The following is a 13,961-nucleotide window of genomic DNA, read 5'->3' on the forward strand; positions in this document are numbered from 1 at the left end:
CTTAGTCTTCTACCTTGCCTCCGGCAGCTTCAATAGCTTCGCGAGCACCTTTAGAAGCCTTAAGGCCTTTAACGGTAACAGCGCGTGAAACATCGCCAGATTTAACAACTTTAACGAACAAAACGTTCTTTTTAACTAGACCAGCTGCCTGTAGCGCGCTTAGGTCTACCACATCGCCTTCAACTTTAGCGATTTCGTACAAGTTTACTTCTGCAGATACTAAAGATTTGCGTGAAGTGAAACCGAACTTAGGTAGACGACGTTGCATAGGCATTTGACCGCCTTCGAAACCAACGCGTACTTTACCGCCAGAACGTGACTTTTGACCTTTGTGACCACGACCACCAGTCTTACCAAGACCAGAACCGATACCACGACCAACACGTTTAGCAGCAGTTTTTGAACCTGCAGCAGGAGAAAGTGTATTCAAATGCATTCGAATTACCCCTCAACCTTAACCATGTATGAAACTTGGTTGATCATACCACGTACACATGCTGTGTCTTCCAACTCAACAGTGTGATTGATACGACGTAAACCAAGGCCACGTAAAGTCGCTTTATGCTTCGGTAAACGACCGATAGAGCTCTTTACTTGTGTAACTTTTACAGTTTTATTAGCCATGGTTAATTACCCCTGAATCTGTTCAACAGTCAAACCACGTTTTGCAGCAATACCCTCTGGAGAATTCATGTTCTCTAGAGCTGAAATTGTTGCACGAACAACGTTGATTGGGTTAGTTGAACCGTAACATTTAGAAAGAACGTTCTGTACACCCGTTACTTCTAATACTGCACGCATTGCGCCACCTGCGATGATACCAGTACCTTCAGATGCTGGTTTCATGAACACTTGTGAACCTGCGTGACGACCCTTGATAGGGTGTTGCAGTGTGTTACCGTTAAGATCAACGTTGATCATGTTACGACGCGCTTTTTCCATTGCTTTTTGAATAGCAGCTGGTACTTCACGTGCTTTACCGTAACCAAAACCTACTTTACCTGCGCCGTCACCAACTACTGTTAGTGCAGTGAAGCTAAAGATACGACCACCTTTAACTACTTTAGACACACGGTTCACCGCAATTAGCTTTTCAGCTAAATCAGGCTGTTGTTGCTTTGCTTCTACGTTAGCCATTGTCTACTCCTAGAATTGCAAACCGGCTTCACGCGCAGCATCAGCTAGCGCCTTCACACGGCCGTGATATTTAAAGCCACTGCGATCAAAAGCTAGCTTTGCTATGCCTTTGTCAGCTGCACGTTCAGCAACCGCTTTACCTACAGCTTGTGCTGCAGCCACGTTGCTTGTACCTGTAACTGTTTCGCTAATTGCTTTCTCAACAGTAGAAGCAGCAGCCAGTACAGTACCCTCAGCATTAACAACCTGAGCGTAAATGTGACGTGGCGTGCGGTGGATAACAAGACGCGTTGTGCCTTGTTCAATAAAATTTCTACGTGTGCGTTTAGCACGACGTAGACGAGCTGTTTTTTTATCCATCGTCTTACCTTACTTCTTCTTGGCTTCTTTACGACGCACATGTTCGTCTGCATAGCGAACACCTTTACCTTTATAAGGTTCTGGTGCACGGTATGCGCGAATGTTAGCAGCTGTTTGACCAACAACTTGCTTATCTGCGCCCTTAACAAGAATCTCAGTTTGGCTTGGAGTTTCAATCGTGATACCCGCTGGGATCTCGAAATTAACTGGGTGTGAAAAGCCAAGAGTCAAGTCTAATACTTTACCCTTAACTGCCGCACGATAACCAACACCGATTAACTGAAGTTTCTTCTCATAACCTTCATTCGTACCAACAATCATGTTGTTGATAAGTGCACGAGCAGTACCTGCTTGTGCCCATGCGTTCGCAACTTCACGAGGTGTAGTTGCGATCACGTTATCAGTAAGAGTTACTTCAACAGCGTTGTTAATAGTACGAGTCAACTCACCGTTTTTGCCTTTAACTGTGATGTCCTGGCCTTTAATTGTAACTTCTACACCGGCAGGAACTGAAATTGGAGCCTTCGCTATACGAGACATTGTTCCCCTCCGATTAAGCTACAAAGCCAATGATTTCACCACCAACACCAGCACTACGTGCGGCACGGTCTGTCATCAAGCCTTGAGAAGTTGATACGATAGCGATACCTAGACCACCCATTACCTTCGGTAACGCGTCACGTTTCTTATAGATACGTAGACCTGGGCGACTAACACGCTGGATGTTTTCAATAACAGCTTTACCTTCGAAATATTTTAATTCGATAGTCAATTCTGCTTTTACGTCACTAGATACAGCGAAGTCAGTAATGTAACCTTCGTCTTTAAGTACCTTTGCAACTGCTACTTTCAGCTTTGAAGTAGGCATTGCAACAGCAACCTTCTTCGCAGTCTGACCGTTACGGATACGTGTGAACAAATCCGCAATAGGATCTTGCAAGCTCATTGTCTTACTCCCGTGATTCTATTACCAAGAAGCCTTTTTAAGGCCAGGAATTTCACCGCGCATAGCTGCTTCGCGAACTTTAATACGGCTCATGCCGAATTTACGAAGGAAACCATGTGGGCGGCCCGTAATGTTACAACGATTACGTTGACGTGCAGGGCTAGAATCACGCGGTAGAGCTTGTAGCTTTAATACCGCATCCCAACGATCATCTTCTGATGCATTTACATCAGAAATGATAGCTTTTAGTGCCGCACGCTTTTCAGCGAACTGAGCAACTAATTTAGTGCGCTTTGCTTCGCGCGCTTTCATAGAATTCTTTGCCATAACCCTACCCTTATTTCTTAAATGGGAAGTTAAACGCTTCTAACAACGCACGGCCTTCCTCATCAGTTTTCGCAGAAGTTGTGATTGTGATATCCATACCGCGAACACGGTCTACTTTATCATAATCGATTTCTGGGAAGATGATTTGCTCACGTACGCCCATAGAGTAGTTACCACGTCCGTCAAAAGACTTAGCACTTACACCGCGGAAGTCACGAATACGAGGCATTGCAATTGAGACTAAACGCTCAAAGAAATCCCACATACGCTCGCCACGTAGGGTTACTTTACAACCAATTGGGTAGCCTTCACGAATCTTGAAGCCAGCTACTGACTTACGTGCTTTCGTGATAAGCGCTTTCTGACCAGAGATTGATTCTAGATCTTTTACTGCATTTTCTAGAATTTTCTTGTCAGCTAGGGCTTCGCCCACACCCATGTTTAATGTGATCTTTTCGATCTGAGGGACTTGCATAACAGAGCTGAAACCGAACTTCTCTTGAAGTTCAACTACTACTTTGTCTTTATATACTTCATGCAGTTTCGCCATCGTCTACTCCAACTATTAGATAGTTTTACCAGTAGATTTGAAGATACGTAATTTCTTACCGTCTTCAATCTTGAAACCTACACGATCCGCTTTACCAGTTTCCTGGTTGAAGATCGCAACGTTTGATACGTCGATTGACGCTTCTTTCTCAACAATACCACCAGCTTGTTGCAACTGCGGAACAGGCTTTTGGTGCTTCTTGATTAAGTTAATGCCTTCGACAAATACTCGACCAGCTTCAGTTACAACTGAAAGCACTTTTCCGCGCTTACCTTTGTCTTTACCGGCTAGTATAATTACTTCGTCATCACGACGGATTTTTGCTGCCATGATAGATTCCTTATAGTACTTCTGGGGCTAGTGAAACGATCTTCATGAACTTTTCAGTACGCAGTTCACGAGTCACAGGGCCGAAGATACGAGTACCAACAGGCTGTAAGCTATCATTTAAGATAACAGCCGCATTGCTATCGAAACGGATCAAAGAACCGTCCGGACGACGAACGCCTTTTCTAGTACGCACAACTACCGCGTTTTTAACATCACCTTTCTTCACTTTACCGCGAGGAATAGCTTCTTTAACAGAAACTTTAATGATGTCACCAATCGCTGCATAGCGACGGTGCGAACCACCAAGGACTTTTATACACTGCACTTTGCGAGCGCCGCTGTTATCAGCAACGTCCAGCTGAGTTTGCATTTGGATCATCTGAATGAGCTCCGGTGTAGTTTTAACACGCTTTAATTTGTTTAAAATCAAAGCACTTCGATTAAATACCACTCAAAAAACAATTACATTGTCGTTCAAGGGCGGGCAATTGTACCAGCAAAGTGCTAGGTTGGATAGCTCAATTTTTAATTAATTTACGTATTCCACCGAGTTTCGCTGAGTACTTTTCTGATATGAGGACAAGGGGTTAGTTTTTCAAGATAGAAATTTAAATACACTCAATAGGTTAAGTTTTGACCAGCTATTTTGCATTTTATAAAAAAACTGTATTTAACTACTCCATTTAATTACTCGACGCCCAACCTTTTCATTATTTGCAACAATGCCAGCAAACATTTTTAACGTAAGCTTTATACGTAGAGCAAAGCTCTTACAGATAAACTCCACCAATTACCACCGAGATTGACCGCCACTTTTTTTACGCTACTGTCTGATGTTGCCATTCGTGATTTTAACACCCCCCGTTATTTCCCCTAGTTAACGGGCCATTTTATGTCGTGTATCTTCCTATTCAACAACCCTTATTGGGGGTGCTCAAAACTTAAAGCAATACTCAGCAGGTTCTATACGCAGTTGCTCTTGATAAAAGTCTGTTGGCAGTACAATGGCATGTGAGTCATTACCAGTGGCCTTCGATTTAAGCTGTTCCATCAATCTGACTCTTTGATTAAGCCAATGTTCACTAAAGCGTGGATTGTTTTTTAAATGAGAGACAGCCCTAAACTCAAAATAAATCGTTCGCCGAAGGTCATTCGTTAATTGCTTGTCTGAGCCATGCACGGTATTAACATGGTGAATAACCACATCTCCCGCCTTTACCGCTATATTTTGACTTGCCACAGAGCCCTGCTCCACTGCCTCTTTGAATTCACATACACTGTGTGCTTGCACCTGTGAACCTGGGATCACTTTTAATGCCCCTTGCTCTGCGAGTGAATCATCTAAATAAATCCCCATTGTCACAATCCTTTCATCTGATCTCACAGCCATGTCTCTATGCCAGTCAAATGACTCTGTGTTAATAGGGTCCTTGATCACAAGCGACTCATAAACGGGTAATACGGGTTCGCCAATCAATGCTTCAGCCACGTTGAGTACATTTAAATGGGTCAGCAAAGATGCAAAGTGTACTTGATATCTAAATAAGTCATTAATACGAGATATTGATAGCTGCCCGCTTTGTTTATACACGGCAATATTGTTGAGGTCTTTTCCTTGCATAGCCATCACTTTCGCATCAAATAGCAGTTGCTGTGCGTAGACTTGAAGTTGTGCTAACAACGCTGCTTCAATGCCTTGCTCAATGACGATATACCCTTGCTGAGAAAATTCATTTTGCCACTGTTGTTTCATATCTAAATATACCTTTTATTTTTATTCATATATGAAATAAAGGGCCGGTAAATCGGCCCTTTATTTAATACGCACTCTATATGTAACCGATTATCCCCCAAAAAGGCCTTTGAATTTATCTTTCAATTTATCCTTTAATTTGTCTTTCACGGTATCTTTTGCGGCACTACTTATATCTATATTGACATCCACCTTATGAAAAGGCCCTTTAATGCGCAGCGGCACTTTAAAGCCGGTGCTTTTATCCGCACTGGCTTGCCCTTCAACAGTATCGACAATACCGGTAACCAAACGATAATTAACATAAGTTTTAGGTAAATCCACATCACCAGAACCACTGATCCGTACGAGCGGACTCGCTAAGCTCAAATCATTGTTATGGCCAACACCGTTTTTGAATACAAAGCTGCCGGTTAATGCTGAGAAATCGGTTTTCTGTTGCGGATCATAGTCGGCATTTAAACCGTCTTTCAATGATGAGAAGTCACCTTTAAGCATCTCTTTGGCTTTACGAGTCATTTCAGCAATATTGGCGCCTTTAACCCCCCCATCTTTAAAGCTAAACGCCATCTTACCCGCAAGTGCTGAAACGAATTGCTTTTGACTTTGTCCGTGAGTTGTTAAGTTCCAATCGATACTGCCTTTGCCCAATACTTTATCAAAGCCAACGGCATCGGTAAGTAAAGGTTCCGCATTGATGTTTTTTAACGCAAAATTTGTTGCGATTTTATAAGGACTGGCTGTTGCATCCACTTTCACAGTGCCTTTACCGCTCCCTTCATACGCGTTGAACTCATCTAGACCTAGTTGCGCAACGCTATTTTTGAGTCGCAATGAAAATTGATTCTTGCCCAGCGTAATATCGCGGGCTTTTAAACCCGTAGAACGCACCACAACGTGCGCATTAAGTTGCCCCAATGCCGATAAATCAATTGGGGAGTCATCCCACACTATGGGCTCACTTGGTGTTTGAGTTTCGGCTTTTTCTGAGGTTTTTCGCTCTACTGGTTCAGGAAGGTAAGGATTTAAATCTAACATGCCTAAATCAATATTAGCGTTAATATTCGGTTTTTCCCCCAGTACAATTTTGCTTTGGCCTTTGATTTCTAACTCATCAAGTTTGGCAACCAAAGACTTCAGCGTAAACGTATTGCCAACAAACGACATACTTCCAGCAACACTAAATTGATTAAACGCGTTGTCTTTAGCTGATAACGCCATGTTTTGCCATTGAGTTATCGCTTTAACTGAGTTGCCAGCAAGGGTTAATTCGCCTTGAATGTTTTTACCTTGCTGCGCAATGACACCGTCGAACTCAACATTTAGTAATTGCGAATCAAGGCGCTGCTGAACACTGAACGTTTCTCCAACAATGGCCTTAGCGGGTGTATCAACCACTGAAGTCAATTCAAATTTCTGTGCTTGATAAGTAATTGCACCATTGATTGTTAATGCTTTATACAAAGACGGCAACTGAATACTTAAGTCAAGCTCATCGACGCGATGCTGTGCGCCGGTTTGGCCATCAATGTAAGCAATTGAGCCACCATAAATGGCCACTTCACCAAGACTGATATCAAAGCCGTTGGGTAATGACACAGCTGAGGCCGTTTGTGTATTTGGTTCTTGTGCAGTAACAGGACTATTTGGTTGGGTCGGAAATAGCTGCCAGTTGGGCTGGCCTTGTTTATCAGTTTCTAGCGTTATTGTTGGGTTATTAATAACAAAACGCTCTAATTTAGCCTCGCCTGATAGTAACGAAAGCCAAGGAATATGCACTGATAATTGCTCCATAGCGAGCATATGTTCGGTACTTCCCGATGGCATATTTGCAAAACGCACATTATTTAAGGTGATATTTAAGCTGGGCAATATCGATACCGTGCTATCACCCGCTATTTGCAAAGTCCTACCGGTTGTCGACTCAACTTGCTGTGATATTTCGTCTATAATCGTCTGTGTTGGTATCAAAAATGGCGCTGCGACTGCCACACCCACCACTACGACAACCAAGCCGCCAACAACTTTAACTACTGCGTTCATACCTTTCCCTATAAATCTGATTTGCGCTATGTCTATATAGTAGCCTTGCTACGCTATAAAATCATCAATGAGTTTGTGAGAGAATGTAGTCCAGTGCACAAATCAATGTGATTGAAAAACAAGTATTTCATCTTATAAACACGTGCCTAAACGCACTCATTACCTAACAACCCCCCAATTTGCTGGCACAATTATCTATTTCGGTGATTGTAACTTTCACATTCTTCGGTATGATCCACGGCCTTGTCTGTTTAGCTCACTATTGGCTAAACTATTATGATTAAAATGTATGCATATGTGTGGAGGCTCTCGCCAATATGAAGAAGTTGCTTATTTCCCCATCAAAAATGGCTCTAGGTGAACAAGAAAGTCAGATTTACCAAAGTATTTTAAAACAGGCCACCGAGATAAGCTTAAACCTCATGGCTGTTAAAGTTGAGCAACACCCAGAAGACTTTTTAAGTTGGTGTTATGAGCTATATGATATTGCTAAAAATCGTATCAACTTTGATTTGCTAGATGATCATCAGTTGCCTACAGTCAAAAAGCTTCAAGACTTATTAGGATCAGCCATCAGCTTTTTACAACTGAAAACGTTGCGTGTCACTCCATGGCCTGTACTGACCGGTTTCGTAACACAACATAGCGATGTGCTCGCACTTGAAGAACAACTCAAACTCACCGACTACATTGCAAACTTACGTGCAACACCATTGAAAGAAATGATTGTAGAAGACCGTTTAGCCTTTAGTGGTAAACATGCTGCTTCACTTGATCCTAGCATTTATAATTTTGATGTGGAGTGGTTTGCTTCAACTAAAAATGCCAAAGGCTTCCACCAATTATTTGCAGATTTCCCTGGCGAGTTTGATACTGCACTCGCATACATTCCACTTGAAGGTGGGGTCAGTGAGCAAGATTATCAGCAATTTATGGTTGCCTATCTAACCGCCTTTGCTAACAGTGACGAAAAACCAACTCTGGCACCAGCTACCCGCTTACTTGCGATGCGCCGCCCTGATGTATTTACACCCATCACCAATGCGAAACTAGACGCTTTATGTTCTTCTTTAGGTATCACTAAACTAAACAATCGTGATTTTGAGCGCTATTGGACAGACATTGTTATGACAATTCACGCTATGCCTTGGTTTACTATGACCTCACCTGCAGATGAATTTGAGCAGCAGCTTGCCAGTATCAAAGCGTTGATCCCTTGTTGGTTTTATCATGCAGACAAAGAAACCGCCAATCAGTCTAACTACATAAAATTACTAAACAAGCCAGCACGCAGTGCAAGCTCAGGGACTAGAAAAGCAGTGCGTCGCGGTAAAGAATCTGCCGAAATTTTAGTTGACCGAGCACTCAGTGATGAATCAATCCCTGAACATATTCGCGATAAACGTGACTCAATTGTGGCTGAAGTAGAAAAAGGCCGCAGTGTTGATGAGACCATCTCATTAATGCGTGCTATTTTTGGCTAACACGTCTGTGTGTGGCTCGAAATGAGCCATACACGCGCATTATGACTGTTAATAGAGCGATATCTGCATTGCGATATACCCGTGCAACTTTTCTTTCTTTGCACCACATTTGAGCAACTTTTTTACAACAACTTACCCCTTCACCCTAGCAAGAATAAAAAAATCAACTATACATCAATATATTGAACTAAAAATTCTTTGCTTTATTGCAACTGGCGCAACCATTGCAATATTCATGGCATCTCTAGCGCATTGAGGAATTACAATGAATAAACTACTACCACTAATCGTTGCATCATCATTTATGAGCGTTACTTCGTTTCACTCGATGGCCGAAGTCACCGCAAACGTCGCAGCCAGCTCGAATTATTTTTGGCGCGGTATAACACAAACCAAAGATGGCTCAGCAGTATCCGGCGGAATAGATTATAGCGACGACTCTGGGTTCTATGCAGGTACTTGGGTATCCAATGTCGACTTTGGCAATAAAACCAGTTATGAACTTGACTTATATGCTGGTTTCTCTGGCGAGCAAGGTCAATTTGGCTACGACGTAGGTTACATACACTATGCCTACCCTGATGCTGAGGGGAGCATCGATTTCGGAGAGCTATACGGCGCCTTAAGCTGGCAATGGTTGAGTTTTAAAGCAAGTTACTTAACGCATGCACAAGAAGACCAAAGTACGGAGGAAGAAATGCTGTATTTAGAGTTGGGCGCCAGTTTCACGATATTGAATGACACAGACCTGTCGTTCCATATTGGCCGCTCAAGTGGTGATACCGTTTTAGAGTGGACCAGTGAAGATGACGCTTATATGGACTATGGCGTCAGCGTCGCTAAAAATGGTTTTACCCTTGGCGTCGTCAAAACCGATTTAGATGCTGATGATGATGTCAAAGCCTATGTGAGCTATGGCCTCGACTTTGAGCTCTAGATTCAAAATTCTTAATACATATTTTTAATTTAAAAAGGGCCCGTGAGCCCTTTTTTCTTTATGGCACACTGTGCCCTGTGGAAGCTTGCCAGATTCGGTACCACTGCTCTCTATCCATGGATAAAGAAGCACTCTCTAGTGCCGCTTTAACTCGTGCGAGATTACCGGTGCCAAGCACTATAGAAGGCTTACTGGGCAAAGTGGCCAGCCAGCAATAAACCACCTGATCGATTGACTTTGCCCCTATCTCCTGTGCGACCTTGCTTAATGTCGTCTGCAACCGTAACGCTTTTTCATCACGATTACTAAACAGTCTTCCTCCTGCCAATGGTGACCAGAGCATAGGATGTATCCTTAGCTGCTGACATTGATCGAGTGTGCCATCGTCTAGCCCCTTCATTTCATAAGGTGAGCATTCAATTTGATTGGTTATAAGTGGAAAATCACAGCGAGATTGCAGCATAGATAATTGAGCTGGGGTAAAATTAGACACACCAAAATTCAAAACATCACCTTGACGCTTCAGTTGATTAAATGCCTTCGCCATTTCGTCAGCATCCATCAGGTAATCAGGTCGGTGGATCAGTAAAACATCTATTCTATCGGTATTAAAATGCTGTAAAGACTGCACTACAGAAGCCATTATATGCGTATAACTTGAATCATAGTGATTTGCTTTACCTGCCAAACCGGTTTTAGCGATCGCCGGACGAATACCACATTTGGTAATAATCTTTATCTCATCTCGAATACTGGGCGCCAATTTTAATGCTGCACCAAATGCAGCCTCACACTCATATTGACCATAAATATCAGCATGATCTGTATGAGTTATGCCCAGTTCAATACATTCTTTCAAAAACGACACACATTGCTGATCAGACAGCTGCCAATCTAACAAACGCCAAAACCCCATTACTAAGGGGTCAATCACTCGAGAACTCATTGTTTCACTCACACGTCTACCTGTATTTTTTCAATTATATTTTTAGCTTTATTCACTGCTCGCTCAACAGACTCATCACGCGCAAGCGCCACCCCCATACGACGAGTACCCGCAACTTCGGGCTTCCCAAACAAACGAATATCGGTGTGCGATTCGCTCAATGCCTCTGCCACGTTGTCAAACGCCACGCGATTTGAATTCCCTGTTACCAAAAGCACACTGGATGCTGAAGGCCCTGAAAAATGAATATGCGGAATGGGCAAACCTAAAATAGCACGTACATGAAGTGCAAACTCACTTAAATCTTGTGATATCAAGGTCACCATACCTGTATCATGAGGTCGAGGTGACACCTCACTAAAAAAGACCTCATCACCTTTAATAAACAGCTCTACCCCAAATAACCCACGCCCACCTAACGCATCAGTCACTAAAGTTGCCACGGCTTTGCTTCGCTCTAGCGCCAAAGCACTCATAGCTTGTGGTTGCCAGCTTTGTTGATAATCACCGTTTTCTTGTACATGCCCTATTGGCTCACAAAAACTCGTGCCTGCAATATGACGCACTGTTAATAACGTGATTTCATAATCAAACTCAACAAAGCCCTCAACAATTACGCGACCTTGCCCAGCCCGACCGCCCTCTTGGGCATGCTGCCACGCCAATTCGATATCTTGAGAATGCTTAACAACACTTTGCCCTTTCCCTGATGAGCTCATGATTGGTTTTATAACACATGGAAAACCAATTTCTGCAACGGCACGCTTAAAGTCATTTAAGGTATCAACAAATTGATACTTTGAAGTCGGTATATTGAGCTCTTCCGCTGCCAGTCGACGAATACCTTCACGATTCATGGTTAGCTGAGTTGCTTTTGCACTGGGGACCACAGTAAAGCCTTGTGCTTCCAGTGCGACTAACTTATCCGTAGCTATGGCCTCAATCTCAGGCACGATATAATCGGGTTGCTCTAGTTGAATGATGCGTTCAAGCTTGTCACCATCTAGCATAGACAATACATAGCACCTATCAGCCACTTGCATGGCGGGGGCATTGTCGTATCTATCTAAGACAACCACTTCACATCCTAAGCGTTTAAATTCGATAACCACTTCTTTGCCAAGCTCTCCTCCCCCACATAGCAAAACCTTGCATGCAGATATAGAAAAAGGCGTGCCTAACTTTCTTATTTTCATAATATTTCCTTGGTAAGGTAGAGTCGTATTCTATAGTGACTAATAAAAAAATGCTTGAGTAGTAAAGGTTTATTACAGTAAAAACGCTGGGTGACAAGTTTTTATAATGATGAATAATCAGCCAACCTTGATCCCTGTGGAGAGAACGGGCACAATACCCGCACCAAGTAAATGGAATGTTATTAATGTTAAGTACACAACCAAGGATTCAGGGACTTTACTGGTTTACACTTGTCGTTGGGCTATTATTTTGGGCCAGTAATTACTATTTATATTTCAACGTCGAACAGCTCATAGCCAGCTGGAAAACAGGCTTAACAATGTTATTTGGCTCGTTTGTCGCCGGATCGACACCATTAGGCGGTGGCGCCGTTGCATTCCCCATTTTAACTAAAGTGCTTGCGGTATCTGCTGAAGACGCAAAGGTGTTTTCACTGTTCATTCAATCTATCGGTATGTCATTTGCAACGCTATTCTTTATCAGTAAAAGAATAGAAATTGACTGGAAAACACTCAGTTACGCTCTGGTTTTCTCAGCCTTAGGGCAATTTGCATGCTTATTTATTCATATCGAAAGCGGCCTAGTTATCAAGCACATGTACACTTGTTTTTTATTACTGGTTGCAATTATATTGCTTGATAGCTTTACCCATACACCTAAGATATATCACCTTATTTTTGCGCGTAAAAGACTGGCAACTGCGGCATTTATTGGCGGGGTGGTCAGCGGCTTCTTAGGGGCCGGTGCTGATACATTATTGTTTTTTTATTATGTCATTCTGATGAAGCAACCTGCAAAAAAAGTGATCCCCACAACGGTTGCTTTGATGGCCGGCAACGCGATCATTGGTTCTGTACTCGTCTTATCCAGCAACACTGTACCTTCACCATTTGTGATATCTAGCTGGTTTTTTGCTGCACCTATCGTGGCCATAGGCGCGCCATTAGGCGGGCTTATTATGACAAAGCTTCCGGCAAAATCTATTCTCGCCATGGTTATTTTTATTATTGCTTTAGAGGCCGTTACTACCCTCACACTACTACCACTTAATTGGCTGGAAGCTACCATGGTCTATTTGCTATTGGGGTTATTGCTGGTCAAAATAAAAATCGAGATATTCTTTACACGATACAAACCTGGGGTACAAAATATCATTCTCACAACCGGGCTCATTAGCCGACGAACCCGTATTCCCCCCAAGCCTTAAAGTCTCTGTTATGTAATAATCGTGGTGCTGCTATATTTTTCACCATTTTCATACTGCAGCTGAAGTTTATCGCCGTGGGCAAGTGAACCGACACCTGCTGGAGTTCCTGTCATAACAATATCACCTGGGTAGAGTGAAAAAACCTGCGCAATATTTGCTATGAGTGCCTCAACCGAGTTGATCATCAAAGAAGTGTCACCGTGTTGCTTGAGCTCTCCATTAATCCAAAAACGATATTCACTGTCGTGTAAGTTGTGATGCTGTGATACCGGTGTAAAAGGCGTCAATGCACAACTCCCATCGTAGGCTTTCGCCCGCTCCCAAGGTAACCCTTGGCTTTTTAAACGTGTTTGTACACTACGTAACGTTAAATCTAACCCTAAGCCAACGCCAATCACAGCATCTGCATAATTCACGGTATCTCGGTCAACGACACTGCCAATTAGAATAACTAACTCTGCTTCATAATGGTGCTCACCTAAATCCTCTCGCAATGTTATTTCACTGCCAAATGATTGAAAACTACTGCTGGGTTTCATAAATAGCAATGGCTCATCAGGAATTGGGTTATTGAGCTCTTGTGCATGGGCCACATAATTCCGGCCAACACATATTGCCTTCCCTACAGGCAAGTCAATGATCCTTCCATCATCCCATGTCGCTTGATATCGCATATTCATTTACTCTCTGTATTTAATTAATTACATCACACATTCACATTTTTATAACGCATGTTGCGCCTCA

18 protein-coding genes are annotated in these 13,961 nt (G+C 42.8%); 3 read left to right on the plus strand and 15 right to left on the minus strand.

From position 1 onward, the window contains the following. Position 1: 1 nt before the first annotated feature. From rplO to J8M01_RS13955, 12 genes are all read right to left on the minus strand, one after another. Positions 2-436 (minus strand): 50S ribosomal protein L15, encoded by a 435-nt coding sequence (gene rplO, locus J8M01_RS13900; RefSeq protein ID WP_192506005.1) that lies wholly within the window; start codon positions 434-436, stop codon positions 2-4. A gap of 5 nt (positions 437-441) precedes the next feature. Further along, positions 442-624, minus strand: coding sequence for a 50S ribosomal protein L30 (gene rpmD, locus J8M01_RS13905; protein WP_016710201.1), 183 nt, complete (start codon positions 622-624; stop codon positions 442-444). Positions 625-630: 6 nt separating this feature from the next. Further along, positions 631-1,137 carry a 30S ribosomal protein S5 gene (gene rpsE, locus J8M01_RS13910; protein ID WP_010363754.1) on the minus strand — a complete coding sequence of 169 codons (507 nt, stop codon included), beginning with the start codon at positions 1,135-1,137 and terminating at the stop codon, positions 631-633. A gap of 9 nt (positions 1,138-1,146) precedes the next feature. Next, on the minus strand, positions 1,147-1,497 hold the full coding sequence (gene rplR, locus J8M01_RS13915; RefSeq protein WP_010363756.1) for a 50S ribosomal protein L18: 351 nt from the start codon (positions 1,495-1,497) through the stop codon (positions 1,147-1,149). A gap of 9 nt (positions 1,498-1,506) precedes the next feature. Beyond that, positions 1,507-2,037, minus strand: a complete 531-nt coding sequence (gene rplF, locus J8M01_RS13920; protein WP_211058397.1) for a 50S ribosomal protein L6 — start codon at positions 2,035-2,037, stop codon at positions 1,507-1,509. 13 nt (positions 2,038-2,050) lie between these two features. Beyond that, positions 2,051-2,443 (minus strand): 30S ribosomal protein S8, encoded by a 393-nt coding sequence (rpsH, locus tag J8M01_RS13925; protein ID WP_138593396.1) that lies wholly within the window; start codon positions 2,441-2,443, stop codon positions 2,051-2,053. 21 nt (positions 2,444-2,464) lie between these two features. After that, positions 2,465-2,770: a 30S ribosomal protein S14 gene (gene rpsN, locus J8M01_RS13930; protein ID WP_010363762.1), complete on the minus strand. Its 306-nt coding sequence runs from the start codon at positions 2,768-2,770 to the stop codon at positions 2,465-2,467. Between the two features lie 10 nt (positions 2,771-2,780). Continuing rightward, complete coding sequence (gene rplE / locus J8M01_RS13935) at positions 2,781-3,320, minus strand: 50S ribosomal protein L5 (protein WP_192506006.1); 540 nt, start codon at positions 3,318-3,320, stop codon at positions 2,781-2,783. A 15-nt stretch (positions 3,321-3,335) separates the two neighbouring features. Beyond that, positions 3,336-3,650: a 50S ribosomal protein L24 gene (gene rplX / locus J8M01_RS13940; protein ID WP_138593398.1), complete on the minus strand. Its 315-nt coding sequence runs from the start codon at positions 3,648-3,650 to the stop codon at positions 3,336-3,338. 10 nt (positions 3,651-3,660) lie between these two features. After that, complete coding sequence (gene rplN, locus J8M01_RS13945) at positions 3,661-4,029, minus strand: 50S ribosomal protein L14 (RefSeq protein ID WP_010363768.1); 369 nt, start codon at positions 4,027-4,029, stop codon at positions 3,661-3,663. 555 nt (positions 4,030-4,584) lie between these two features. Beyond that, entirely contained in the window at positions 4,585-5,403 is an 819-nt protein-coding gene (locus J8M01_RS13950) for a phytanoyl-CoA dioxygenase family protein (RefSeq protein ID WP_211058398.1), read from the minus strand. Positions 5,404-5,493: 90 nt separating this feature from the next. After that, entirely contained in the window at positions 5,494-7,446 is a 1,953-nt protein-coding gene (locus J8M01_RS13955; RefSeq protein WP_211058399.1) for an AsmA family protein, read from the minus strand. A gap of 317 nt (positions 7,447-7,763) precedes the next feature. Between J8M01_RS13955 and J8M01_RS13960 the strand changes: the two genes are divergently transcribed. Beyond that, on the plus strand, positions 7,764-8,930 hold the full coding sequence (locus tag J8M01_RS13960; RefSeq protein WP_211058400.1) for a hypothetical protein: 1,167 nt from the start codon (positions 7,764-7,766) through the stop codon (positions 8,928-8,930). Between the two features lie 265 nt (positions 8,931-9,195). Then, the gene (locus tag J8M01_RS13965; protein ID WP_210996840.1) at positions 9,196-9,867 is read left to right on the plus strand and encodes a TorF family putative porin; all 672 of its coding nucleotides are present in this window, start codon (positions 9,196-9,198) and stop codon (positions 9,865-9,867) included. A gap of 58 nt (positions 9,868-9,925) precedes the next feature. On the opposite strand, the gene J8M01_RS13970 is transcribed toward J8M01_RS13965, so the two are convergent. Together J8M01_RS13970 and purT are read right to left on the minus strand one after the other, a co-directional pair. Then, positions 9,926-10,813: an aldo/keto reductase gene (locus J8M01_RS13970; protein WP_211058433.1), complete on the minus strand. Its 888-nt coding sequence runs from the start codon at positions 10,811-10,813 to the stop codon at positions 9,926-9,928. A gap of 8 nt (positions 10,814-10,821) precedes the next feature. Beyond that, positions 10,822-12,009 (minus strand): formate-dependent phosphoribosylglycinamide formyltransferase, encoded by a 1,188-nt coding sequence (gene purT, locus J8M01_RS13975; protein ID WP_211058401.1) that lies wholly within the window; start codon positions 12,007-12,009, stop codon positions 10,822-10,824. A gap of 185 nt (positions 12,010-12,194) precedes the next feature. Between purT and J8M01_RS13980 the strand changes: the two genes are divergently transcribed. Then, positions 12,195-13,217 (plus strand): sulfite exporter TauE/SafE family protein, encoded by a 1,023-nt coding sequence (locus tag J8M01_RS13980; RefSeq protein ID WP_210996842.1) that lies wholly within the window; start codon positions 12,195-12,197, stop codon positions 13,215-13,217. A gap of 8 nt (positions 13,218-13,225) precedes the next feature. Here J8M01_RS13980 and J8M01_RS13985 read toward each other — a convergent pair whose 3' ends face one another. Continuing rightward, complete coding sequence (locus tag J8M01_RS13985) at positions 13,226-13,897, minus strand: fumarylacetoacetate hydrolase family protein (protein ID WP_348771906.1); 672 nt, start codon at positions 13,895-13,897, stop codon at positions 13,226-13,228. Positions 13,898-13,961: the final 64 nt, after the last annotated feature.

It is taken from the genome of Pseudoalteromonas sp. MMG005 (assembly GCF_018101015.1).
In the GTDB taxonomy this organism is placed as follows: Bacteria; Pseudomonadota; Gammaproteobacteria; order Enterobacterales; family Alteromonadaceae; genus Pseudoalteromonas; species Pseudoalteromonas aurantia.

What these genes read in the sequence shown, in the direction of transcription:
- J8M01_RS13965 (WP_210996840.1), top strand. Translation starts at nt 9,196, where the DNA reads ATGAATAAACTACTACCACTAATCGTTGCATCATCATTTATGAGCGTT.
- J8M01_RS13970 (WP_211058433.1), bottom strand. Translation starts at nt 10,813, where the DNA reads ATGAGTTCTCGAGTGATTGACCCCTTAGTAATGGGGTTTTGGCGTTTG.
- rplE (WP_192506006.1), bottom strand. Translation starts at nt 3,320, where the DNA reads ATGGCGAAACTGCATGAAGTATATAAAGACAAAGTAGTAGTTGAACTT.
- rplN (WP_010363768.1), bottom strand. Translation starts at nt 4,029, where the DNA reads ATGATCCAAATGCAAACTCAGCTGGACGTTGCTGATAACAGCGGCGCT.
- J8M01_RS13980 (WP_210996842.1), top strand. Translation starts at nt 12,195, where the DNA reads ATGTTAAGTACACAACCAAGGATTCAGGGACTTTACTGGTTTACACTT.
- J8M01_RS13960 (WP_211058400.1), top strand. Translation starts at nt 7,764, where the DNA reads ATGAAGAAGTTGCTTATTTCCCCATCAAAAATGGCTCTAGGTGAACAA.
- rplF (WP_211058397.1), bottom strand. Translation starts at nt 2,037, where the DNA reads ATGTCTCGTATAGCGAAGGCTCCAATTTCAGTTCCTGCCGGTGTAGAA.
- purT (WP_211058401.1), bottom strand. Translation starts at nt 12,009, where the DNA reads ATGAAAATAAGAAAGTTAGGCACGCCTTTTTCTATATCTGCATGCAAG.
- rplO (WP_192506005.1), bottom strand. Translation starts at nt 436, where the DNA reads ATGCATTTGAATACACTTTCTCCTGCTGCAGGTTCAAAAACTGCTGCT.
- rpsN (WP_010363762.1), bottom strand. Translation starts at nt 2,770, where the DNA reads ATGGCAAAGAATTCTATGAAAGCGCGCGAAGCAAAGCGCACTAAATTA.
- rpsE (WP_010363754.1), bottom strand. Translation starts at nt 1,137, where the DNA reads ATGGCTAACGTAGAAGCAAAGCAACAACAGCCTGATTTAGCTGAAAAG.
- rplX (WP_138593398.1), bottom strand. Translation starts at nt 3,650, where the DNA reads ATGGCAGCAAAAATCCGTCGTGATGACGAAGTAATTATACTAGCCGGT.
- J8M01_RS13955 (WP_211058399.1), bottom strand. Translation starts at nt 7,446, where the DNA reads ATGAACGCAGTAGTTAAAGTTGTTGGCGGCTTGGTTGTCGTAGTGGTG.
- rplR (WP_010363756.1), bottom strand. Translation starts at nt 1,497, where the DNA reads ATGGATAAAAAAACAGCTCGTCTACGTCGTGCTAAACGCACACGTAGA.
- rpmD (WP_016710201.1), bottom strand. Translation starts at nt 624, where the DNA reads ATGGCTAATAAAACTGTAAAAGTTACACAAGTAAAGAGCTCTATCGGT.
- rpsH (WP_138593396.1), bottom strand. Translation starts at nt 2,443, where the DNA reads ATGAGCTTGCAAGATCCTATTGCGGATTTGTTCACACGTATCCGTAAC.
- J8M01_RS13950 (WP_211058398.1), bottom strand. Translation starts at nt 5,403, where the DNA reads ATGAAACAACAGTGGCAAAATGAATTTTCTCAGCAAGGGTATATCGTC.
- J8M01_RS13985 (WP_348771906.1), bottom strand. Translation starts at nt 13,897, where the DNA reads ATGAATATGCGATATCAAGCGACATGGGATGATGGAAGGATCATTGAC.